Consider the following 23,275-nt stretch of genomic DNA (forward strand, 5'->3'; position numbering starts at 1 on the left):
CGCAATGCGTCGGCAAATATTTTAGCGTGATGATCAAGCCGGACGCCACCAAAAAGGTATAGCATGCTATACCAACATCATCCGCAATCTCACACTAGCATGCTTAAATTTCGGCGTCGCTGTTCAGCATCCAAATAACGCTGTAGCCCATAGCGGATGGCGCCTAAAGAATTTCCTGCAAATCATAATAACTGCACTGACACTTTCACTATGTTTTTTGTTCCTCTCTGTAGTGCATGGATGATTGTGTTGTTACTGGGTGCATACTATGATTGCAACGCTGTCTGCCTGATATAATTAATATTTATGTCGTTAAAGTCCAGTATTTCAAAATGGCCATTAACGGGTGAGAGTAGTTAATCAGTAGCAGCATTAAGGATAAAAGGACTAACTTGATGAGGGACAAATCATGAAACCAATAAAATGGGCTAAAGCCCTATTACCTACCACTATAGGATTTATTTATCTAACCGGTAATTTAGCGAACGCGGCACTTGAGGAAGTCGTGGTTACCGCAACCAAGCGCTCAGAATCATTACAGGAAGTACCCTTAAGTGTTTCAGCAACCACGGGTGAAAAACTTGAAGCCACCGGTATTCAGGATTTTGACGATATTGCTGCCACCGTGCCGTCGCTGTCGATGAAATCTTCCGGACCTGGCCGTACCAAATTAAATATACGCGGTGTGTCTGCCGCTACCGGCTTTGCGCCAACCGTGAGTTACTATATTGATGAAATGCCTATTTCGACAATAACATCCGGTTCTTCTACCTCTTTTGCGCAAGCCGTTGTCAGTCCTAAGCTATTTGATTTGGAGCGAGTGGAAGTATTGCGTGGTCCGCAGGGCACGCTATATGGCTCCAGTTCTATGGGCGGGACAGTGCGTCTTATCACGGCCAAGCCTAATCTCGATGGCGACGAAGGCAAGTTGGCGACTGAAGTATCGTCGACTAAAGGTGGCGGTTTAAACCATACTATCAATGGTATGTTAAATCTGGCCTTAACTGATGACGTTGCCGTTCGTATTGTGGGTTCAACCACTGATAACGATGGCTTTATTGATCGTGTTTATGACGATGGTGAGGGGCATAGCGGCAAGGTTGAAGATGTTAATACCGAAGAGACCAACTCTATTCGTGCCACCTTACGATATCAGTTAAACGAAGATACTTATATTCAGCCAGCTTATTTTACTCAATCTATGGCGATGGATGGTAAGCCAAATTATGACGGTCCTTCTCTGGATGTACAGTCTCGAAAATTTGACGCTGCAGAACCTTTTAAAGATGATTTTACCTTGACCAGTCTAACTATCGGTAGTGATCTTGAGGATTATTCTGTGTTGGTGAATTTTTCCAAGATGAAGCGTGACTTCGTTAATATCGAAGACATTACAGACCCTATTATCGGTTGGAAAGATCAATTTCACATAACTTATACGGTTGCGGAAGTTAAACAAGCAGTATTTGTTGATGAAAATGTTTCTCTTGAGGATGAAACTTTTGAAGCGCGGATTTCCTCCAATAGTGATTCTGATATGCAGTGGTTGCTGGGTATTTACAATAAAGATGCCCAAGTTAATGCAGATTATATTATGCAGCGAGGTTTTGAGGATATAAATGTGCATGGCATTGCCAATACTAATGATCAGACCAACTACAAAGAAAAGGCTATATTTGGTGAAGTTGAGTATGCCTTTATGAATGATTTTAGTTTGACCACAGGTCTTCGTTATCTGGACTATGACTATCGACAGCATAAGGAAGACTGGGGTCTGGCTTATGGTGCAGAACAGCTAGAAGAAGAAAATGCAGGGTTGCTAAAAGTTAATTCTTCCGATCAGGAGGTTAATTACCGCGTTACATTATCGTGGAGTTTTGCGGAGACATCCCAAGCCTATATTACTTCGTCAGATGCGACCCGACCTGGTGGCGGCAATAGAACCATTCCCCGCAGTACTAATTCTGACTGTGATGACCAGTTAAATGCATTAGGTATTTCAGGGAATCCATCTACTTATAAAGGTGACTCTGTCGACAATCTGGAGTTGGGTTTAAAAATGGAGCCCAGTGATAGATTGAGAGTAAATGCTTCGGTATATCGTCTTAAGTGGAGTGATATTCAGCAGTCGGTTGCGCTCAAGGATGATTGCAAAGCCTTTAAATTTGTTGGCAATTTGGGTGAGGCAGAGTCTCTCGGTTTTGAGGCTGAAGTTAATGCTGTACTAACCGACAGTCTGACAATGAATGCTGGTATGGGTTATACCAAAGCTGAGTTTACTGAAACGGTGCAGGGGATCGTGAAGAGTGGTGATTTATTGGCGGATGTACCTGAAATAACCGCTACGGTATCGCTAGACTGGATTATGCCTTATGCCAATGGTGAAATCTTTGTTTACGGTAGTGTCAGCTATGTTGATGAAACTTTGGAGGTCGTAGGAGCTGCTAAAACCGATGTGACAGGACAAGGCATAGACTCAAGAAATGTGAAACCAGATTATACTTTGGTTGATTTGCGTATTGGTTATCAGAGTAGTGAAGACTGGAAAGCTTCATTGTTTATAGATAATGTAACCGATGAAGAAGCTATTTACACATATAATGATGCTATCGTGTATAACGTAGAAGGCTATGACCGTACAGTAAGAAACCGCCCACGCACTATTGGTGTTTCTGCCCAATACAATTTCTAACTTCAATAATTGTTAGAGACTTTAACAAGGCTGTGGTTTTCCACAGCCTTTTTTATTTACATAATGTATTTGCCTGCTAGCCTAATACCAGTCACTATTCGATAAATAAAGCGCAACTAATTAAAAAAAGTAATAAAGACAGTTATGGCCTCCAGAGAACAATTTTCATCCAAGACCGGTTTTGTTATGGCTGCTGCCGGCTCAGCCGTTGGCCTTGGTAATATCTGGGGTTTTCCTACCCAAACTGCCAACAATGGCGGTGCAGCATTTGTCTTGACCTATCTTGTGCTGGCTTTTTGTTTGGCATACCCGGCGTTAATGGCCGAACTGATTATTGGCCGCCATGCCCGCGCTAATATGGTGACGGCTTTGCGAGGTCTTGCTAGCGGGCCGGTCACTTATAGATTGGGCTCCTTGGTCGGTTATTACGGTGTGATCGTTGCCGGTTTGATTTTAAGTTTTTACGCCATTATTGCCGGTTGGATGTTGGCTTATTTATTAGAGTCAGTGACTATGATGTTTGGCTGGGCCGAAGCCGGTATCTGGCTGACCGAATTTGGCTTTGAGCGTAATCTGATAACCATGACGGTATTTATTGTATTAACCATGGCGATTAACGTTAAAGGGGTAACCGCAGGTATTGAAAAATGGTCGACCCGTTTAATGCCGTTGTTATTGGTGCTAATGCTGGCATTGATTATCTATGTGTTAATGCAGGACGGTGCCACTGAAGGCTTGAAACTCTATTTGCTGCCGGATATCGCTCAGGTTAATCCTTCGTTAATTGTTAGCGCTATGGGGCAGGCTTTTTTCTCGATGTCTCTGGGGGTGGGCACCATGCTGGTTTATGGCTCTTACCTCGCGGAAAAAGACAGCTTGCCAAAGCTGGGCGCTACAGTCACGCTGGTTGATGCTGGTATTGCCTTTATGGCCGGCCTGCTGATCATTCCTGCTATTTATGTCGCCGGACAATACGGCGCCGATATTTTTACTGAAGCTGGCGATTTAATAGCTGGCCCGGATTTAATTTTTCAAGTATTGCCGGTGCTCTTTGACTCTATGGGTAGCGTCGGCTTGTGGGCGGCTTTTGCTTTTTTTCTATTGATGTCGATTGCCTCGTTAACTTCATCGATCTCTATGCTAGAAGTCCCCGTATCTTTGGTGGCCGAAAAAACCACTGCGAGCAGAACGCAGGCAACACTGATTATTGGTTTGGCGATTTTTAGTGTTGCTACGTTAATCCTACTTAACTTTGATCGGCTGTTTGGGTTGGTAATTGATTTAACAACGGTTTACAGCCAGCCATTACTGGGTATGATGATATGTCTATTTGTTGGCTGGATTTGGCACCGCAATCAGTTATTGCAGGCGATTCAAAAAGGCCATGCAGATATTGAAAAAACTTGGTTTTGGAAAATCTGGCCGGCCTATGTCAAATTTTTCTGCCCAGTTTTAATCTTAACAGCGTTTATCCAAAGCCTTGGTTAATCCCAAGTTTTTAAAAGGGTAACAGCCGCATTATCAATGCTTGGATAGACTAAAAATATACAGCCAAATGTTATAGATCCGATGGGCAACTCTGATTAAATAGCAAGAGAGATAATTTTGAAGGCATTAATCCAGCGGGTAACCGAAGCCAGCGTTACCGTAGATCATCAAATTATTGGGGAAATTAATCAGGGTTTATTAGTCCTGTTGGGCGTGGAAAAACATGACGATGAAGCCACCGTGGATAAAATGGTGGATCGTTTGCTGGCCTATCGTGTGTTCTCCGATGCCGCTGGAAAAATTAATTTAAGCGTTACCGATATTGATGGCAGCTTATTAGTCGTTTCCCAATTTACGCTGGCTGCCGATACTAAAAAAGGCTTGCGCCCTGGTTTTTCTTTGGCAGCAAAGCCGGATATTGCCGAAAAACTGTATCAGCTTTTGGTAGAAAAAATTCGGCAAAAGTCGATAACCGTAGCTACTGGGAAATTTGGCGGTGATATGAAAGTGGCGTTGGTAAATGATGGACCGATGACTTTCCTGCTGGAAACCTGATGCGGTTATTACAATCGCCGTTATTTAAGCAGAAGAGATTTATTAAATATCACTAAACGCGGTTCCTCTTTAGCCAAATCGTAAATAACAATATAGACAGCCTGATTTTCCGTTTCGGGGATAGTAAATTCCCAGTGACGATTATCCACCGTAAAGTTTATATTGCCGCTATAAACCGTTAACTCCATATGGTATTGCTGATGCCCCAAATAAATCAGCGTATTTTCTTCGCTATAAAGGCCATCTTCCGTGCTGCCGTTAATCGTGATCTTTTTGTCTTCAGCTTGGTCATCATCGGCGCTACCGCGGCTAAATAGCGCTAGCAGACGCAATAATTCATTCTCAGCAATCTTTTGTTTCTGTACCAAAGAAACCGATTGGCTATTATGGCTGAGCTCGGTAGCAAACCCTGTTTGTTGCTTTAGAAGAATCTTAAGCCGGGCAATATCCTTGTGCGCGGCTTCATTATTTGACAGGTTTTTAAGTAGTTCCGGTAAATTACTCTTAAGGACTTTGTTAAGGGCAATATCCAGAGCGGAAGGAGGCACACCTTTTTCCAGCGTGGCCAACAACAGTCGTTGGCGAGCGACTAGTTCAGAGGCATTCTCGATCAATAGGTTGGCAATATCTATGGAGTCTTTGAGATCGAGAATTTCCGCATCAATAGTATCGGTCTCGGTGCTGAGCGCCCGTCTGGCCTCTGCCTTTTGCAGTGCTTGCGTATAGGTTCTCTTTTCTTTGCGCAACATAATCAAATTGCGCTGATTTTCAAATAATTGTTTGCGGGTCTCGGCTTCCGAAGCGGCATAGGCCGCGCTACCGGCTAAGGTCGCCATCATCAGAGTGATCAACAGGGTTGTTCTGTAGTAGCGGGTGGCAGTCATATTCAATAGGATAAAAAAATGATAGTGCATTATGTCATAGAAACCGCAGTTTGACCCTAATGGTTGCAGCCGCTGATGCTACTGCTTTTGCTAGCATTGAACAACTTAAAGCGTTTTGGGCTGGCATTATGATTGTGCCAATGCTGCGCTAGTATTTATTGATAGTAGTTTGAGCGGGGTGGCGGTGGTTGTTTATGCTGATCATTGGCTTTTTATCTGGTAACAGACTGATTTATCAGTGATAATCCCGCTGGCTATCGCTATAAAAAAATCGGGAAAACACTATGTCCGACCAGTTCAATATCGCTGATGATGGCGTTGAACAGATCTCACTCAAAAGTTATACCGAGAAGGCTTATCTGGATTATTCCATGTACGTTATTCTCGACCGTGCGCTACCAAATATTGCCGACGGTCTAAAGCCGGTACAGCGACGGATCGTCTATGCCATGAGTGAGCTAGGTTTAAAAGCCGCCGCCAAGTATAAGAAATCAGCCCGTACCGTGGGGGATGTTATTGGTAAGTTTCACCCGCATGGTGATAGCTCGGTATATGAGGCTATGGTGTTGATGGCGCAGGATTTTTCCTATCGCTACCCGCTGGTCGATGGCCAGGGCAACTGGGGTTCCAGTGATGACCCTAAATCCTTTGCGGCGATGCGTTATACCGAGTCTAAATTATCGCCTTTCTCCGAGTTATTGCTGTCGGAATTGGGGCAGGGTACGGTGGCGTGGCAACCCAATTTTGATGGCACTCTTGATGAGCCTCAGGTTATGCCTTCAAAAGTGCCGACGGTATTGCTGAACGGCACCACGGGTATTGCGGTGGGTATGGCCACCGATATTCCGCCTCATAATATGCGTGAAGTGGTTAATGCCTGCATTCATTTATTGGAGCAACCCAAGGCGACCCTTGACGATTTAAGCGAGCATATCAAAGGTCCGGATTATCCGACCGAAGCAGAAATTATTACCCCCCTTGACGATATTCAAACGCTTTATAAAACCGGCAAGGGCAGCATTCGCATGCGAGCAGTATGGCACAAAGAGGGTACTGATGTGGTGGTAACGGCGCTACCGCATCAGGTTTCCGGTTCAAAGATATTGGAACAGATTGCGCAACAGGTTCATGCGAAAAAATTGCCGATGGTGGCTGACTTGCGTGATGAGTCTGATCACGAGAATCCAACTCGGCTGGTAATTATCCCACGTTCCAATCGGGTTGATATTGAACCGATGATGAACCATTTATTTGCCTCAACCGACCTTGAACGTACCTATCGTGTTAATTTAAATATGATTGGTATTGATGGCCGGCCTGAAGTAAAGCCTCTCGATAAAATCTTGAAGGAATGGCTGCAGTTCCGTACCGAGACTACCAAGCGCCGCTTGCAACACCGTTTGGAAAAGGTGGAAGAGCGTTTAATGCGTTTGGCCGCCTTAATGATTGTTTATCTTAATGTGGATGAAGTCATTCGTATTATCCGCGAAGAAGAACAGCCCAAGCCGGTGTTAATCGAGCGTTTTGATTTAGTTGAAATGCAGGCCGAATATATTATGGAAACCAAGTTGCGGCAGTTGGCCCGCTTGGAAGAAATGAAAATTCGTACTGAAGAAGAAACGCTGGAAAAAGAAAAGGAAGAGCTGGAAAAAATTATTGGCTCGACTCGCCGCTTAAAAACACTGGTGCGTAAAGAGTTAGCAGAAGCAGCAGAACAGTTTGGTGATGATCGACGTTCGCCAATCGTAACGCGTGATGACGCCAAAGCCTTTAGTGAAGAAGAATTAATGACCACCGAGCCGCTGACGGTTGTGTTGTCAGTCAAGGGTTGGATTCGTGCTGCCAAGGGCCATGAGATGGACCCCGCCAGTTTAAATTATAAATCCGGTGATGGTTTTCATCTGGCCGCCAAAGGTAAGTCGAATCAATCGGCCGTGATATTGGATTCCGGCGGTAAGGCTTATACCGTTGCTGCCCATAGTTTGCCCTCGGCCCGTGGTCAGGGTGAGCCATTAACAGGTCGAATTAATTCGCCTTCAGGTGCCAGTTTCGAAGGTTTGATGATGGGGGCTGCGGATGATTTATATTTACTAGCCTCCGATGCCGGCTACGGTTTTGTCGTAAAAGCGGCTGACCTACAAACTAAAAACAAAGCGGGTAAAGCGGCATTAACCGTTCCTAAAGGTGGCAGGGTGATACAGCCGGCTAGAGTTGGCAGTACCAGTACTGAAGAAGCGTTTGTAGTTGCGGTTAGCAATGAAGGTCGTATGCTGTTATTCCCGCTGACCGATCTGCCGATTATGGCGCGCGGTAAAGGCAATAAAATTATTGGTATTCCCACATCGAGATTACAGGCGCGTGAAGAATTTATGGTGTCGGTGAATGTTATTCGCAACAAAGATGCTCTGCGAGTTTATGCGGGCAAGCGTCACCTGAATATGAAGTTTAGCGAACTGGATCATTATATTGGTGAGCGTGGACGACGTGGCCATAAGTTGCCGCGGGGCTTCCAAAAAGTTGATAGCGTAGAAGTTATCCCATGTGAATAAAGCTATCAGGGGTAGACAGTGTGATGGATGCTTGGCGTGATCTTGCGCCGCCGTTACAATAAGTCCCCCTAAATAATCGCGTTGTAGTGTTGTATAGGGTGAATAAGGTTTAAACCTGTGAAAGAAGTTATTCTTATTAATGTAGCCGGTGATGATAAGCCAGGGCTGACCTCCTTAATCACCGAAATACTGGCGGATTATGACGTCGATATTCTGGATATTGGTCAATCGGTTATTCACGATACCCTGTCGTTAGGTATTCTGGTAGCGGTGCCTGCCGCGGCCGACTCCTCTCTGATACTCAAAGATATTTTATTTCGTACTCATGAATTGAATCTGACGGTGCGCTTTTCACCCATTGATGAAGCCAGTTACGGACACTGGGTTGCCGGTCAGGGCAAGCCTCGCCATATTGTGACCTTGTTGGCGCGCATTATTACCGCCGAACATTTATCCGCAGTCACCGCGGTTGTCGCCGCTAATAAGCTTAATATTGATCGTATCGATCGTTTATCCGGCCGTATCCCGTTGGATAATGTGCAGCAGCAGACCAAGGCCTGTGTTGAGTTTTCTCTGCGCGGTGAAGTTGAAGATAGCCCAGCTTTTCGCAGTCAGCTAATGGAATTGACCAGCCAATTTGATATTGATATTGCCTTTCAGGAAGACAATATGTTCCGTCGCAATCGCCGCTTGGTGGTGTTTGATATGGATTCAACTTTGATTGAAGCTGAGGTGATTGATGAATTGGCCAAGGCCGCCGGTGTTGGTGAGCAGGTGGCAGCAATTACCGAGCGGGCTATGGCTGGTGAGCTGGACTTTACTGAAAGCTTTTCTGCGCGGGTTGCTTTACTCAAAGGTTTGGATGAATCGGTACTTGCCGATATTGCTCAGACATTGCCAGTCACAGAAGGCGCAGAAAAATTGGTTGCCAATCTAAAGCGTCTTGGCTACAAGACAGCCATACTTAGCGGCGGCTTTAATTACTTTGGTGAATACTTGCAGCGCCAGTTGGGTATTGATTATGTTTACGCCAATGAGTTGGAAGTGGTTGATGGTCAAGTCACCGGCAATGTAACCGGTCAAGTGGTTGATGGTGCGCGCAAAGCTGAACTGCTTCGTAGTATTGCGCAACAGGAAAATATTTCACTGGAGCAGTCAATTGCGGTAGGCGATGGTGCCAATGATTTGCCGATGTTAAGTATTGCCGGCTTGGGTATTGCCTTTAGAGCAAAACCAATCGTCAAAGAGTCTGCCAAGCAGTCTATTTCTACATTGGGCTTGGATGGTATTTTATATTTATTGGGCATCGGCGATAGACATTCCGCCTGATTTATTCGTGGTATATCGATGCCGATGGGATAGGAATTTTTGAGCTGGCTCCGGCCACTTCTTTCACTAATTTGGGTACCAGATAACCGGGCAGGTGAGCCAGTAGCTCATTAATCAGCTGCTGACCCTGGCGTTCAGAAACTTGAAAATGCGCCGCACCCTTAACTGTATCCAGTATATGCAGATAATAAGGTAAGGCGCCGGCTTCAAATAAAGCCTCACTGAGACTGATCAGGCTTTTCGTATCATCATTGACACCGGCTAAGAGCACTGCCTGATTAAGTACAGTAATACCGGCCAGTTTCAGTTGGTCAAGACTCTTTCGAACAGGCTGATTGATTTCATTGGCGTGATTGCAATGCACGACCATCACCACCTTTAAGCGAGTCCCGGTTAACCACTGTAGGCAGGATGGGTTAATTCGCTGCGGAATAACAATCGGCATTCGGCTATGTACCCTCAGCGTGGTGATATGGGGTATGGTGGCAATATCATTGACCAGCTCGGCCAGTAACTGATCACTGGCTGCCAACGGGTCACCACCACTTAAAATAACTTCAGTAATGGTCGGATCATTGCGTAGATAGTCGAGCATCTGCTGCCGTTCTGATCTTGAAGGGTTGTTGTCGCTATAAGGAAAATGGCGGCGAAAACAATAGCGGCAGTTAATGGCGCAGCCACCGCTGACAATCAGCAAGACGCGGCCATGGTATTTATGAATAAGCCCGGGGATTGGGTTGCTATCACTCTCGCCAAGCGGGTCTTCGGTAAAGCCGGGTTGATAGTCAAGCTCGGCACCTAACGGCAACACTTGTTGAAGCAACGGGTCATCGATGCAGCCGGTTTTCATTCTGGCCACAAAACAGCGCGGCACTCGTAGCGGAAAATCCTGCGTAGCAGCAAGCGCTGCGGGAAGCGCGCTTTTATCCAGTTGTAATAGCGTCAACAACTCTTCAGGTTGGCGAATCACATCGGCCAGCGCCTGTTGCCAGCTTTCAGTGGTTTGCAGTTCGGCCTGTGGAATTACCGGCGTTAGGGTTGTCATTGCTGCCCTTAAAAATGATGAGGTATAAACCAAAACGGGCACCATTCTATCAACAAAATCTCGCTGTAGGGCGTCTATTGTTACCCAGTACCAAAAGCTTCATGTGTGCAGGCTTGCGCTTATGTTCAATACCTCGCTCATGTATAATCGCCAGCAATGAGTTGAATGATGCCCATGAGGTATTCTCTAAATTCTTAAAAATCAATCAGTTGTCGGTAGGCAACAGCAATAATAAGCAGGCAATAATATGGCAACGTACTCTACCAACGAATTCAAAAATGGTCTTAAATTAATGGTTGAAGGCGACCCGTGTACCATTTTGGAAAATGAATTCGTTCGTCCCGGTAAGGGGCAGGCCTTTAGTCGGGTTAAATTTCGCAACCTGAAAACCGGTCGTATTTGGGAGCGCTCTTTAAAATCCGGAGAAACTCTGGAAGGTGCCGATGTGATGGAGATGGAAATGGAGTATCTCTATAACGACGGTGAATTCTGGTATTTTATGGAGCCAGAAACCTTTGAGCAGCATCAGGCCGATGCTACTGCGGTAGGTGAAGAGGCCAAATGGCTAAAAGAGCAGGATCGCTGTGTGGTGACTTTATATAACGGCTCGCCACTGACAATTGCCGTCCCTAACTTTGTAGAACTGGAAGTAACCGAAACCGATCCGGGCCTTAAGGGCGATACAGCGCAGGGCGGCAGCAAGCCAGCCACCTTGCAAACCGGTGCCGTAGTCCGAGTACCGCTGTTTGTTAATATCGGCGAAGTGCTGCGTATTGATACTCGCACCGGCGAATACGTTAGCCGCGCCAAAGGCTAATGACCGAGTCAGTCTGGCAGCCATCGGCCGCGTTAACCACCTTAAAAGCGCGAGCCGATTTGCTGGCTACTATCCGACAGTTTTTTTCCGCACGCAATATTCTCGAAGTAGATACGCCCTTACTCGCTAAATACTCGGTGACCGACCCTTATATGCAGGCGTTAACGGCCGATAATCCTATAGGCGCAACAGAACGATATTTTTTACAAACCTCCCCCGAGTATGCGATGAAGCGATTATTAGCATCGGGTTCGGGGCCTATTTATCAATTGTGTAAAGCGTTTCGCAAAGGGGAGGCGGGTGGTTATCACAATCCGGAGTTTACGATGTTGGAATGGTATCGCCCGGACTTTAACCATTATCAGTTGATGGACGAAGTTGAGCAGTTGGTATCACAGGTGTTAAACAGCGATAAGCCTTTTAATAGAATAAGTTATCGGGATGTTTTTTTAGATGCGTTTTCTATTGATCCACATTCTTGTGATTGTGAAACCGTTAGAACGATTGCTCAACAGCATCTCGATATACAGATGGACAGCGACAAAAAAGATGATTGGTTAAATCTTTTATTAGCGGAGATTATTGAGCCGGAGCTAGGCGTTGATACGCCGGTCTTTATTACTGATTATCCGGCTTCACAATCTGCACTGGCCAAAGTGAGCATGGATAGTAGCGGGATAAAAGTTGCGCAACGGTTTGAGCTTTACAGTCAGGGTATTGAGTTGGCCAATGGCTATTTTGAATTAACCGATGCCGAAGAACAAAGACAACGATTCCAACAAGATCAGCAATTGCGACAAGTATTATCTGCGCCCACTATCGAAGCGGATCCATTTTTATTGGCAGCCATGGCGCAGGGCTTGCCTAGTTGTGCCGGAGTAGCGTTGGGAGTGGATCGCTTATTAATGGTAAGTCAGCAGTTGGCAACGATTGCCGAAACCATCAGTTTTTCTATTGATAGAGCTTAAATGCGATAAGTGGTTTGTGTCATCACTTTAGACATAGCGGTCATCAGTTTTTTCGCGGTCGCTGAAAATTGATGTCCGCCAGCAGCTAGTGCCTTACTGCCATGTTCAGCTTCATCTTCCAGTATCTGCTCGAGAATAGCGCGGCTTTTTTTGTCGCTCTCAGGCAGCTGTTCCAAATGATCGGTTAAATGCTTGCAGACTTGGTCTTCAGTGGCGGCGACAAAGCCTAAACTCCATTTATCACCGACTAAGCCAGCGGCGGCGCCAATAGAAAAAGAGGCGGCATAGAAAATAGGGTTTAATAAACTGGTACGGCCGCCTAATTGCTTAAGACGCTCTTCACACCAGACTAAATGATCAATTTCTTCCTGCGCTGCCTGTTGCATTTCTTCGCGGACTTCAGGCAGTTTGGCGGTTAATGCCTGCCCTTGATAGAGCGCTTGGGCACAGACTTCACCAGTATGATTAATACGCATTAAGCCGGTAATATGTTTTTGTTCTTGCGCAGAAAGTTCAGTATGATCTTTTTTTGCGGCGGGACTTGGGGCTATGGAGTTTGCAGCACTGGGAACCAGCGTGCGCAGCGCCTGATCAGCATTGCTTATCAGTTTGTCGACAAAGGATAGATGGCGCTGCATAGTGACCTCGTTAGGTTTAGCCTTAATTCTGTTCCCGCTCAATCGCGCGGTAGCCAATATCATCTCGATAATAGACCTTGTCCCAGCTGATCGCGTTAACCTGTTGGTAAGCCTGCTGCTGAGCCTCAGTAACGCTGTTGCCCAAGGCAGTTGCACACAGTACGCGACCACCACTGGTAACAACATTGCCATTATCTAAGGCAGTACCAGCGTGAAAGACTTTACTATCGCTGATTTTAGCAGCGGCATCAAGACCGGAAATAACAGCGCCTTTAGCATAGCTGGCCGGATAACCGCCTGCGGCTAGCACCACGCCAACAGCACTGCGTGAATCCCATTCGGCTGACATGGTATCCAGCTTACCATCCAAGGCAGCGTTACACATGGTTACTAAGTCACCTTGCAGGCGCATCATAATAGGCTGTGTTTCAGGGTCACCAAAACGGCAATTATATTCAATGACCTTTGGCGCACCATCGGTAGTAATCATCAAGCCTGCATAGAGAAAACCAGTGTAATCATTGCCCTCGGCCGCCATGCCGGCCACCGTAGGTTCAATCACTTCTTGCATAATGCGTTGATAAACTTTATCGGTTACCACAGGCGCCGGAGAGTATGCACCCATACCGCCGGTGTTGGGGCCTTGATCGCCATTTTCTGCCCGTTTGTGATCCTGGCTGGTGGCCATCGGTAAAATGTTTTTACCATCGACCATGACAATAAAGCTAGCTTCTTCGCCCTCAAGAAAATCCTCAATAACAACACGATGGCCGGCTTCACCAAACGCATTGCCCGCTAACATATCGCGAACAGCTGCTTCAGCTTCAGTTTCAGTCATGGCAACAATAACGCCTTTACCTGCCGCCAAACCATCCGCCTTAACAACAATGGGCGCGCCTTGCTGTTTGATATAGGCTAGGGCTGGATCAATTTCAGTAAAGGTTTGATAGGCCGCGCTGGGAATATGGTGACGCGCTAAAAAATCTTTGGTAAAAGATTTAGACCCTTCGAGTTGTGAAGCGCCTTTATCAGGACCAAAACAGCGCAGGTTTTTTTCTGTAAAAAAATCAACCACGCCTTCAACCAATGGTGCTTCCGGGCCAACAATAGTTAGGCCTACAGCATTATCGGCGGCGAAGGCTGCCAGCGCTTCAAACTCCATCGGATCAATCGCAATATTGGTGCAGTTCGGCTCTATAGCTGTGCCGGCATTGCCGGGCGCAACAAAAACAGTTTCAACAGCGGCTGACTGAGCCGCCTTCCAGGCCAGAGCGTGTTCGCGACCGCCAGAACCAATAATCAGTACATTCATTGTTTTGCTCTCTTTCTTTTTAGTGGCGGAAGTGACGCATACCGGTAAAGACCATGGCCATATTGGCATTATCCGCCGCGGCAATCACTTCATCGTCACGGATAGAGCCGCCGGGCTGAATAACGCAGCTAATACCTGCGGCAGCAGCATTTTCAATACCATCACTGAATGGGAAGAAAGCATCACTGGCCATCACCGAACCTTTAACTTCCAAGCCGGCATGTTCAGCTTTAATACCTGCGATCCGTGCGGAATTAACTCGGCTCATTTGGCCGGCGCCGACACCAATGGTGCGACCGTCACGGCCATAGATAATAGCGTTTGATTTAACAAACTTGGCCACTTTCCAAGTAAATAATAAATCGCGAATTTCAGTGTCTGTGGGCTGACGTTTGGTAACAATTTTTAAATCGGCTTCAGTGATAACACCCAAATCGCGGTCCTGAATTAACAAGCCGCCATTAACGCGCTTGAAATCAAAGTCGGCAACGGCGTCGCCCCATTGACCACATTCTAAGAGGCGAACATTTTTCTTAGCGGTAACGACATCGACAGCCGCTTTTGCAACGGTCGGTGCAATAATCACTTCAACAAATTGACGTTGGCAAATTGCTTCTGCGGTGGCCGCATCCAGTTCGCGGTTAAACGCGATAATGCCACCAAAGGCCGATTCAGTATCGGTTTCAAACGCCAGATCGTAGGCGGTTTTAATATCCGCTGCGATCGCAACACCACAGGGGTTGGCATGTTTTACAATCACGCAGGCAGGTTCAGAAAATTGCTTAACACATTCCAGCGCCGCATCAGTATCGGCAATATTGTTATAGGATAATGCCTTGCCCTGTAATTGTGTTGCGGTAGAAATCGAACCCGCTGGCGGATTTTTTTCAATATAAAACGCTGAGTTTTGATGCGAGTTTTCACCGTAACGCATATCTTGGGTTTTAGTAAATTGGCTATTAAAGGTGCGCGGAAAATTATCGTTACCACCGGGCACTTTATGGCCAAAGTAATTGGCAATGGCACCATCATAAGCCGAGGTATGCTCATAGGCTTTAATCGCTAAATCAAAACGGGTGGCTTGTGAAGTGGCGCCATTATTGTGTTGCATTTCTTCTATAATGGCGGGGTAATCTGTAGCATTGACTACAATGTTGACGAAAGCATTATTTTTAGCGGCTGCACGTACCATGGTTGGACCGCCAATATCAATATTTTCAATCGCGTCTTCCAGTGAGCAATCAGGGTTGGCAACGGTTTGTTCAAAGGGGTAAAGGTTAACCACCACCATATCAATAGCGTTAATACCATGTTCTGCCATGACGGCATCATCCTGACCGCGGCGGGCAAGAATGCCGCCATGCACTTTTGGGTGCAGGGTTTTTACTCGACCATCCATCATTTCTGGGAAGCCGGTGTACTCCGACACTTCTATAGCGGCAATATTGTTATCGCACAGTAATTTATAAGTGCCGCCGGTAGAAAGAATTTCTACGTTTTGTGCTTGTAAGGCTTGGGCAAATTCAACAATGCCGGTTTTGTCGGACACGCTGATTAATGCACGCTTGATAGGCCGAAGGTTTTGATCGTTGCTCATAGTGTTGTGGCTACTGTAATTAAAAGGTGAACGTTTAAAAATAATGTAAAAACATAAAACGGAAAAAGGGGTGAACTAATCACCCCTTTACCTTGTAATAGATGGGCTTATAACAAACCGTACTGCTTTAGTTTTTTGCGCAGTGTGCCGCGGTTTAAGCCGAGCAAGATAGACGCTTTAGTCTGATTATTACGGGTGTACTTCATTACTTCTTCAAGTAATGGTGCTTCTACTTCTGATAACACCATCTCGTAAACGTCTGTGACGTCTTGACCTTCGAGATGGGCAAAATAATTGTTTAAAGCAATCGATACACTGTCGCGTAAAGTCTGTGCCTGAGCGACAGGGGCATTGGTCAGATGTTGCTTTTGTGCATCCTGTTCCGTTTGCTCAAAGTCTGACACCATTTCAGCGACGGGTGTTGGTGCGCTGCTTGGGAGAGTGTCATTGTTTTTCATGCCGCTATTACCTCTTTATTTTTAATGGTTGCCGGCAGGTCTTTGCGGATACTGCCTTGCTGATTGATAGTTGGTTGTTGATTCAATGTCGGTTGAAAATAGTTTTCAATCGCTTCAAGTTGTGATGCTGCTGATTCCAGCTGGTTAAAGTGACTGCGAAATTCAGTGCTATGTTTTTTAGCGTTGGCCAAGGCTTGTTGGCTTGTTGTCTGTAAATACCAGCCCACATGTTTACGTGCGATTTTGACCCCCATAAACTCGCCATAAAAGGCGTGTAGGGCATTCAGGTGTTGCAGCAAAATACCTTTAATCTCATGATTATCTGGCGGCGCTATAATTTCACCAGTCGTTAGATAGTGATCTATTTCTCGGCATAGCCAGGGTCTACCCTGAGCTGCACGTCCGATCATTACCGCATCAGCGTTGGTGTATTGCATCACCTGCAAAGCTTTCTGCGGTGAATCGATATCGCCATTGGCGATGACGGGTATATCCACTGCTGATTTGATTTGGGCAATGGTGTCATATTCGGCTGTGCCGTTAAATCGGCAAGCTCGGGTTCGGCCATGTACGGCCAGTGCCGCGATACCATTATCTTCTGCAATACGCGCTATATCTAAACCATTGCGTTGTTCCGGTGACCAGCCGGTGCGTATCTTTAAGGTTACCGGTACATCGACGGCATTAACCACGGCCTGCAATATCTCTGTTACCAGTGCTTGGTCTTTTAGCAAGGCTGAGCCGGCGGCTTTTTTACAGACTTTCTTTGCCGGGCAGCCCATATTGATATCAACAATTTGCGCACCGCGTTCGACACTGAGTTCCGCCGCTGTGGCCATTGTCTGCGCATCGCCACCGGCTATTTGCACGGATCGAGGTTCGGCTTCGCCAATATGGTTTAAGCGGTGCTGCGATTTGCGGGTATGCCACAATCGAGTATCGCTGGTAACCATCTCGGATACCACCAAGCCTGCCCCAAACCGACGACATAACTGCCGAAACGGGAGGTCGGTAACGCCAGCCATAGGTGCAAGCACAACACGACTGGCCAATGCATAAGGGCCAATTTGAAACACGGTACATTCCGGATAGTGAATGACTGATAGTACGCTAATAACAGACGATATTGATCTGTTGGAGCCTGGCTGGGAGATTTGTGGCTATAGATTTATGGCTATATTGTGCGACTGTTTTCACAGTTCGCAGCGGTGCACTCAATATCTGCCAGACCCTGCTCAAAAAAGAGGCGCTATCATAATGGTAAGTGAGTCCGAGATAAAGTTTTATCGCACAACTTTTGTACAATTTTTTTGTTGACTTTGAGAGGGGCTGATAGTTTCTGGCTTGTATCGTTTTGGCGGGGTGGTGGCCTTAACTACCGTGTTCACTGCTGTTATCTCCATGGTATTTGTTGATGGTAAATGGTGCGTGATAAAACCAGCGCTTATCTTATTCCCGTTTCAATAGCCATGATTGGTTTTAAGCCTTCTTCCTGCCGCAGAGTCGCACCCATTGATGGTGTAATGCCGGCGCTTCCATCTCAAACCATGGTTTATAAACGGTTAACAGCTTGGCGGCTTGGCTATTGATAATCCCTGATAGCACTAGTTGGCCACTGGCCACAGTGAGTTGGCTAAGTAAGGGGGCCAACTCTGCCAATGGGCCGGCAAGGATATTGGCCAGCATAATATCGGCCTGATAATCAGTGGGGGCGTCATCAGGCAGATAGACATTGAGTTTACTGCTGTCAATATGATTGCGCTTGGCGTTGTCCTGAGTAGCAATTAATGCCTGCGGGTCGTTGTCGATCGCCATTACTTCTTTAGCGCCCAGTAGCAGTGCGGCAATGCCGAGAATACCCGAGCCACAGCCATAATCGATCACGGTTTTATCTTTTAGAGTGCAGCTATCCAGCCATTCCAGACACAGCGCCGTGGTTGGATGTGTGCCTGTGCCAAACGCCAAGCCAGGGTCCAGCATTAAGTTAACGGCATCGGCCTGCGGTGGTGTTTTCCAGCTAGGACAAATCCATAGGCGCTGACCAAAGCGCATCGGATGGAAGTTTTGCATCCATTCCCGTTCCCAGTCTTTGTCCTCTAAAATTTCCCAGCGATAAGGGGGCAGGCTCTGGCCAAAACTTGCCGTGGCGATAACCGTTGCTTGAGTGGTTTCTGTGTCGGCACTGAATAAACCGGTGACACGAGTTTGCTTCCATAGCGGTGTTTCGCCCACCGCCGGTTCGAGTATCGGTTGGTCGGCGCTATCTTCCATGGTCACCGACACAGCACCGGCTGCCAGCAAAGCATCTTCAATCGCCTCGGTGGTTTCGCGGCAGGTATCGACTCTAAGTTGTAACCATGACATAGGAGATTGCGCTATCGATTAACAGCTAAAAAATTAGGCGCCGATGAAGCGCCTGAAGCTAGACTTAGAGCCCGAGTTTCTTTTCAAGATAGTGGATATTGGTTCCACCTTCGCGAAATGGCCCGTCTCTCACCAGATCTTGCTGCAGCGGGATATTGGTACGGATACCGTCAATCACCATTTCATCCAGTGCACTGCGCATACGATCCAATGCGGTGGTGCGATCTTCTGCCCAAGTAATAACCTTGGCGATCATGGAATCGTAATTTGGCGGCACGGCATAGCCGCTATATAAATGCGAATCAACCCGAACTCCCAAGCCGCCTGGCGGGTGATAAATTTTTACCATGCCGGGACAGGGCATAAAGGTTTTTGGGTCTTCGGCATTAATACGACACTCAAAGGCGTGGCCGCTGAGTTTAATATCGGATTGCGTAACGGATAATTTTTCGCCTGAGCAAACACGAATCTGTTCTTTGATCAGGTCAAAGTTGGTCACCATTTCAGTAACCGGGTGTTCGACCTGAATACGGGTATTCATTTCAATAAAATAGAAGCGGTTATCTTCATATAGAAATTCAAAAGTGCCGGCACCGCGATAGCCAATTTCGATACAGGCATTGACGCAGGCTGCATAAACTTCTTCACGAACATCGTCGGGGATGCCGGGCGCAGGCGCTTCTTCCAAGACTTTTTGGTGGCGCCGTTGTAACGAGCAATCACGATCATAAAAGTGCACCGCATTGCCTTGGCCATCGCCCATGACCTGAATTTCAACATGGCGCGGGTTTTCCAGAAATTTTTCCATGTAGACGGTGCCGTCATCAAACGCGGCAGCGGCTTCAGCTCGGGTCACATGAATGGAGTTCAGTAGTGCGGCCTCGCTTTGTACCGTGCGCATACCGCGTCCACCACCACCGGCGGCGGCTTTAATAATGACAGGGTAGCCAATTTCCCGAGCAATCTCTAAACAGCGTTCTTTATCGTCGACAGGTAGCGGCCCGTTAGAGCCTGGCACTGTAGGTACGCCAGCTGTGCGCATCGCGTCAATGGCCGAAACCTTATCGCCCATCAGGCGGATGGTGTCAGCCGAGGGACCAATAAACGTAAAGCCACTTTTTTGTACCTGCTCGGCAAAATCGGCATTTTCGGCAAGAAAACCATAACCGGGGTGAATGCCTACCGCGTCGGTGACTTCCGCTGCGCTAATAATGGCAGGAATATTTAGATAACTCAGTGGTGATGGTGCGGGGCCAATACAGACCGACTCATCGGCAAGACGCACATGCATTAAATCTCGATCAGCCTGCGAGTGAACCGCGACAGTTTTGATGCCCAGTTCTTTACAGGCACGAAGAATGCGAAGTGCAATCTCGCCGCGGTTGGCAATAACTATTTTTTCCAACATGAAATTATTTCCAGCTTAAAACAAGACGGTAAATGCTTGTTGTTAGACGATGGTGATTAATGGCTGATCAAATTCAACCGGCTGACCGTCTTCGGCCAAAATAGCCTCAACAACACCGGCTTTATCCGCTTCAATTTGATTCATCATCTTCATGGCTTCAACGATACAAATAACATCGCCAACCTTAACGTGCTGACCTACTTCAACAAACGGCGGTGAGCCAGGCGATGCTGCCTGATAGTAAGTGCCCACCATCGGTGATTTGATGATATGACCTGTTAATGCCGAAGAGGCATCTGAAGCTGCTGGGGTCGCGGGTGCTTCTGCCGGTGCGGGTGCGGGTGTTGCAGGAGGGGCAACGGCTGTAGCTGTTGCCGGTGCGGCTGGTGCTGCATAAACCGGTGCGGCCGCCGCAGCCGAGTTGCGGCTGATACGCACAGACTCTTCGCCTTCTTTTATTTCAATCTCATCGATGTTCGATTCTTCGAGCAATTCGATCAGTTTTTTTACTTTGCGTATATCCATGGTAATTCTCTTAAGGTCGTCGTTTAAATGATCAGTAAATTAGCGTTCAACCTGACTGATAGCCGCTTGCAAGGCTAGCAAATAGCCCTGGCTACCCAGCCCGCAAATAACGCCTTCGGCAATATCAGATAGGTAAGAAAATTGTCTGAATTCTTCCCGTTGATAAACGTTAGAAATATGCACTTCAATAAAGGGGATATCGACGCCGAGCAGAGCGTCACGCAACGCAATGCTGGTATGAGTCAATGCGCCGGGATTAAAAATAATATAGTTAATGCCTTCCATGCGGGCGTCATGAATGCGTTCAATCAGTTCATATTCCGCATTGCTCTGCATCGTCAACAGATGGTGGCCAGCGGCTAGCGCGGCATCGGTAAGCGCGGTGTTAATGTCATCAAGCTTTTCTGAACCATAAATCTCTGGTTCGCGACTGCCTAGCAGGTTGAGGTTGGGGCCGTGTAGTACCAATATCGATGCCATGGTGGTATTCCGTCTTTGCGCTAGGTTGGCTGCTTTTATAATCAGTGTGGCGATTCTGCCTTAAAAAATTATTTTAGTCTATTTTTTGTTGTTTTCAATGAAGATAAGTGCAATATCGCAACATTTTCCCGCAAGATGTCTGCATAAAATATTTCAAATTTAGCAAGATGCAAACAAAATCGCTCAAGATGTTGGCATGTTAGGCGGAGTTTTGGCTAAAAGTGGACAAAAGAGTCGATATTGCGGCTATCTTCTGCAAAAAGTTGTCTTATTGGCGATCATCCGAAAAAATCCGTTTTCTGGACGGCTGAAAAGGGCTATTTTTACGAATTTTCGAGTTCGAAGCACTATCGGAGAACTTAGAGTGATAACTTAGCGAGTTCTGAGCTGATCGCCACTGACAGCGATCGCTTGCAAGGTATCAATCACAATATCTTGGCTGAGAATTTGCGGTAGCAATATAGCGGGTTTTTGCGGGTCGGCGGGGTAGGCTATATAAAGCGGAATACCGTTGCGACCATGTTTTTTAAGTAGTGCAGTAATCATGGCATTGCGATTGGTCCAGTCGCCTTTTAGATAAACCACCCCAGAGGTTTGGATAGCCTGTTTGACGGCATCGGTATTGAGGGTGAGATTTTCATTAGCCAAGCAGGTGATACACCAGTCAGCTGTGATATTCAGAAATACCGGCGTACCTCGAGCGCGAAGTTCGGCCAGTGTTTGCGGACTATAAGCCTGCCACTCACTATCATTCTGCGTTGCAGTGTCCATGGGCTTTATTGATGGGCTAGTGAGTATGGCGATGGCCAGCGCAGCGCAGCAGGCACTTATTAGACGTTGCCACAGGCGATCGCTCCATAACCATAGCGCCAAGGTAATCAGGACGCAGCCTAACAGTAGCAAGGCCATACCATTGACACCGACTTGCTTGCCCACCACCCAGCTTAACCAAACGGCTGTCGCATAAAGCGGAAAGGCCAATAGTTGCTTAAGGCGCTCCATCCACGGACCTGGCTTGGGGATTTTATTTAGCAGCTTGGGTGAGCCGCTTAAAATCACCACGGGTAAGGCCATGCCGACACCAAGCGCGGCAAAAACCAATAACGCAATAGCAGGCGGCTGAGTGATGGCATAGCCTAAAGCGGTTCCCATAAAGGGCGCAGTGCAGGGGCTGGCAACCACCGTGGCCAAAACACCAGTAAAAAAGCTACCGCTATAGCCGGATTTTTGCGCCAGATTGCCGCCAATATTCATTAGGCTACTGCCCAATTCAATAAAACCGGAAAGACTTAAGCCCATCACAAAAAACAAATAAACCAACGCCGCAACCAGCCACGGTGACTGTAAATGGAAGCCCCAGCCAATTGCTTCACCGGCATTTTGCAGTGATACCAATATCGCAGCCACGGCAACAAAACTGATCACGACACCTGCGGCGTAAACAACACCATGGATGATAGGGGTATGGTTGTTATTGTTAGCAAAGGCCAAGACTTTAAAGCTGAGTACCGGAAAAACACAGGGCATTAAATTTAAAATCGCACCACCCAGCATGGCCAGTAATAGCATATACAGCAAGCCACCGGATGGTTTTGCGGCGGCTATAGCCGCGTTATCTGCTGATGCCGCAACTGGCCGGTCTACTTTAATAACGCTAAGTTGCTGGCCGTCGAGCTGAAAATATTCAGAATGGGGTGGGTAGCAAAGACCTGCATCAGCGCAGCCCTGACTGGTGACGGTTAAAGCAAGATTGGCCGAGTTGGGGATACCTTTTAGGCTAAGGTCGGCGTAATTATAATAAACGTCAACTCGACCAAAATATTCGTCCTCTTTGGTCAAGCCTTTGGGGATAAGCAGATCGGTGGTAAGTGTTTCGCCATTGGCGCTGAGTTCTACTTTAAAGCCATGGCGATATAAATAGTAGCCATCTTCAATTTGCCAATAAAGGCGCAGCTCTCCGGCAGCATCAAATGCTGTGCTTAATCGATAAGCCTGTTCAACGGGAAGAAATTGATTGTCTGCACCTATGACATTGCTGGCGGTTAAGCTAAGGCTATCAGTATTGGCAAACAAGCTTGCCGACTGGGTCAGCGAAAGAGTACAAAGTAGAGCAAAAAATACTGCGCGCATGGGCTTCCTGTTTAAAATTAATGGCTTATGCTGTGC

General features: G+C 46.9%; 19 protein-coding genes. 7 read left to right on the plus strand and 12 right to left on the minus strand.

Annotated features, from left to right (window positions below; translation table 11 throughout):
• Positions 1-409 precede the first annotated feature (409 nt).
• The 3 genes from AACP44_RS01300 to dtd all read left to right on the plus strand — a co-directional run bounded on the left by AACP44_RS01300 (position 410) and on the right by dtd (position 4,735).
• Positions 410-2,692, plus strand: a complete 2,283-nt coding sequence (locus AACP44_RS01300) for a TonB-dependent receptor (RefSeq protein ID WP_339338227.1) — start codon at positions 410-412, stop codon at positions 2,690-2,692.
• Positions 2,693-2,836: 144 nt separating this feature from the next.
• Positions 2,837-4,180 carry a sodium-dependent transporter gene (locus tag AACP44_RS01305; RefSeq protein WP_339338229.1) on the plus strand — a complete coding sequence of 448 codons (1,344 nt, stop codon included), beginning with the start codon at positions 2,837-2,839 and terminating at the stop codon, positions 4,178-4,180.
• Between the two features lie 117 nt (positions 4,181-4,297).
• The gene (gene dtd, locus AACP44_RS01310) at positions 4,298-4,735 is read left to right on the plus strand and encodes a D-aminoacyl-tRNA deacylase (RefSeq protein ID WP_339338231.1); all 438 of its coding nucleotides are present in this window, start codon (positions 4,298-4,300) and stop codon (positions 4,733-4,735) included.
• A 20-nt stretch (positions 4,736-4,755) separates the two neighbouring features.
• On the opposite strand, the gene AACP44_RS01315 is transcribed toward dtd, so the two are convergent.
• Positions 4,756-5,586: a hypothetical protein gene (locus AACP44_RS01315; RefSeq protein WP_339338233.1), complete on the minus strand. Its 831-nt coding sequence runs from the start codon at positions 5,584-5,586 to the stop codon at positions 4,756-4,758.
• Positions 5,587-5,903: 317 nt separating this feature from the next.
• Between AACP44_RS01315 and parC the strand changes: the two genes are divergently transcribed.
• Positions 5,904-8,168 (plus strand): DNA topoisomerase IV subunit A, encoded by a 2,265-nt coding sequence (gene parC, locus AACP44_RS01320; RefSeq protein ID WP_339338235.1) that lies wholly within the window; start codon positions 5,904-5,906, stop codon positions 8,166-8,168.
• A 117-nt stretch (positions 8,169-8,285) separates the two neighbouring features.
• On the plus strand, positions 8,286-9,497 hold the full coding sequence (serB, locus tag AACP44_RS01325; protein ID WP_339338237.1) for a phosphoserine phosphatase SerB: 1,212 nt from the start codon (positions 8,286-8,288) through the stop codon (positions 9,495-9,497).
• A 1-nt stretch (position 9,498) separates the two neighbouring features.
• On the opposite strand, the gene epmB is transcribed toward serB, so the two are convergent.
• Complete coding sequence (epmB, locus tag AACP44_RS01330; RefSeq protein WP_339338239.1) at positions 9,499-10,542, minus strand: EF-P beta-lysylation protein EpmB; 1,044 nt, start codon at positions 10,540-10,542, stop codon at positions 9,499-9,501.
• A gap of 247 nt (positions 10,543-10,789) precedes the next feature.
• Between epmB and efp the strand changes: the two genes are divergently transcribed.
• Both efp and epmA read left to right on the plus strand, forming a co-directional pair.
• Entirely contained in the window at positions 10,790-11,359 is a 570-nt protein-coding gene (efp, locus tag AACP44_RS01335; RefSeq protein ID WP_339338241.1) for an elongation factor P, read from the plus strand.
• On the plus strand, positions 11,359-12,327 hold the full coding sequence (epmA, locus tag AACP44_RS01340) for an EF-P lysine aminoacylase EpmA (protein ID WP_339338243.1): 969 nt from the start codon (positions 11,359-11,361) through the stop codon (positions 12,325-12,327). The genes efp and epmA overlap by 1 nt, the downstream gene beginning before the upstream one ends.
• Here the strand turns inward: epmA and coq7 are convergent.
• The 10 genes from coq7 to AACP44_RS01390 form a co-directional block, all read right to left on the minus strand.
• Positions 12,324-12,965 carry a 2-polyprenyl-3-methyl-6-methoxy-1,4-benzoquinone monooxygenase gene (gene coq7, locus AACP44_RS01345; protein WP_339338245.1) on the minus strand — a complete coding sequence of 214 codons (642 nt, stop codon included), beginning with the start codon at positions 12,963-12,965 and terminating at the stop codon, positions 12,324-12,326. The genes epmA and coq7 overlap by 4 nt on opposite strands.
• A 22-nt stretch (positions 12,966-12,987) precedes the next feature.
• Entirely contained in the window at positions 12,988-14,277 is a 1,290-nt protein-coding gene (purD, locus tag AACP44_RS01350) for a phosphoribosylamine--glycine ligase (protein WP_339338247.1), read from the minus strand.
• A gap of 19 nt (positions 14,278-14,296) precedes the next feature.
• Positions 14,297-15,874: a bifunctional phosphoribosylaminoimidazolecarboxamide formyltransferase/IMP cyclohydrolase gene (gene purH / locus AACP44_RS01355; protein ID WP_339338249.1), complete on the minus strand. Its 1,578-nt coding sequence runs from the start codon at positions 15,872-15,874 to the stop codon at positions 14,297-14,299.
• Positions 15,875-15,981: 107 nt separating this feature from the next.
• On the minus strand, positions 15,982-16,281 hold the full coding sequence (gene fis / locus AACP44_RS01360; RefSeq protein WP_339338264.1) for a DNA-binding transcriptional regulator Fis: 300 nt from the start codon (positions 16,279-16,281) through the stop codon (positions 15,982-15,984).
• A gap of 47 nt (positions 16,282-16,328) precedes the next feature.
• A complete protein-coding gene (gene dusB, locus AACP44_RS01365; protein ID WP_339338251.1) occupies positions 16,329-17,408 on the minus strand; it encodes a tRNA dihydrouridine synthase DusB in 1,080 nt (359 codons plus the stop codon).
• A 403-nt stretch (positions 17,409-17,811) separates the two neighbouring features.
• Entirely contained in the window at positions 17,812-18,696 is an 885-nt protein-coding gene (gene prmA / locus AACP44_RS01370; RefSeq protein WP_339338253.1) for a 50S ribosomal protein L11 methyltransferase, read from the minus strand.
• Between the two features lie 64 nt (positions 18,697-18,760).
• Positions 18,761-20,104 carry an acetyl-CoA carboxylase biotin carboxylase subunit gene (gene accC / locus AACP44_RS01375; RefSeq protein ID WP_339338255.1) on the minus strand — a complete coding sequence of 448 codons (1,344 nt, stop codon included), beginning with the start codon at positions 20,102-20,104 and terminating at the stop codon, positions 18,761-18,763.
• Between the two features lie 42 nt (positions 20,105-20,146).
• Positions 20,147-20,629 carry an acetyl-CoA carboxylase biotin carboxyl carrier protein gene (accB, locus tag AACP44_RS01380; RefSeq protein WP_339338257.1) on the minus strand — a complete coding sequence of 161 codons (483 nt, stop codon included), beginning with the start codon at positions 20,627-20,629 and terminating at the stop codon, positions 20,147-20,149.
• A gap of 39 nt (positions 20,630-20,668) precedes the next feature.
• On the minus strand, positions 20,669-21,109 hold the full coding sequence (gene aroQ, locus AACP44_RS01385) for a type II 3-dehydroquinate dehydratase (RefSeq protein ID WP_339338259.1): 441 nt from the start codon (positions 21,107-21,109) through the stop codon (positions 20,669-20,671).
• 372 nt (positions 21,110-21,481) lie between these two features.
• On the minus strand, positions 21,482-23,275 hold a 1,794-nt coding region (locus tag AACP44_RS01390), incomplete at its 5' end, for a protein-disulfide reductase DsbD (RefSeq protein ID WP_339338260.1).

The organism is uncultured Oceanicoccus sp., from assembly GCF_963968385.1.
Classification (GTDB): domain Bacteria; phylum Pseudomonadota; class Gammaproteobacteria; order Pseudomonadales; family Dasaniaceae; genus Oceanicoccus.

Bases quoted from the DNA above. Each gene is read 5' to 3' on its own strand.
- AACP44_RS01300 (WP_339338227.1), top strand. From the start codon at position 410: ATGAAACCAATAAAATGGGCTAAAGCCCTATTACCTACCACTATAGGA.
- AACP44_RS01305 (WP_339338229.1), top strand. From the start codon at position 2,837: ATGGCCTCCAGAGAACAATTTTCATCCAAGACCGGTTTTGTTATGGCT.
- parC (WP_339338235.1), top strand. From the start codon at position 5,904: ATGTCCGACCAGTTCAATATCGCTGATGATGGCGTTGAACAGATCTCA.
- epmB (WP_339338239.1), bottom strand. From the start codon at position 10,542: ATGACAACCCTAACGCCGGTAATTCCACAGGCCGAACTGCAAACCACT.
- efp (WP_339338241.1), top strand. From the start codon at position 10,790: ATGGCAACGTACTCTACCAACGAATTCAAAAATGGTCTTAAATTAATG.
- epmA (WP_339338243.1), top strand. From the start codon at position 11,359: ATGACCGAGTCAGTCTGGCAGCCATCGGCCGCGTTAACCACCTTAAAA.
- coq7 (WP_339338245.1), bottom strand. From the start codon at position 12,965: ATGCAGCGCCATCTATCCTTTGTCGACAAACTGATAAGCAATGCTGAT.
- purD (WP_339338247.1), bottom strand. From the start codon at position 14,277: ATGAATGTACTGATTATTGGTTCTGGCGGTCGCGAACACGCTCTGGCC.
- purH (WP_339338249.1), bottom strand. From the start codon at position 15,874: ATGAGCAACGATCAAAACCTTCGGCCTATCAAGCGTGCATTAATCAGC.
- fis (WP_339338264.1), bottom strand. From the start codon at position 16,281: ATGGTGTCAGACTTTGAGCAAACGGAACAGGATGCACAAAAGCAACAT.
- prmA (WP_339338253.1), bottom strand. From the start codon at position 18,696: ATGTCATGGTTACAACTTAGAGTCGATACCTGCCGCGAAACCACCGAG.
- accC (WP_339338255.1), bottom strand. From the start codon at position 20,104: ATGTTGGAAAAAATAGTTATTGCCAACCGCGGCGAGATTGCACTTCGC.
- accB (WP_339338257.1), bottom strand. From the start codon at position 20,629: ATGGATATACGCAAAGTAAAAAAACTGATCGAATTGCTCGAAGAATCG.
- aroQ (WP_339338259.1), bottom strand. From the start codon at position 21,109: ATGGCATCGATATTGGTACTACACGGCCCCAACCTCAACCTGCTAGGC.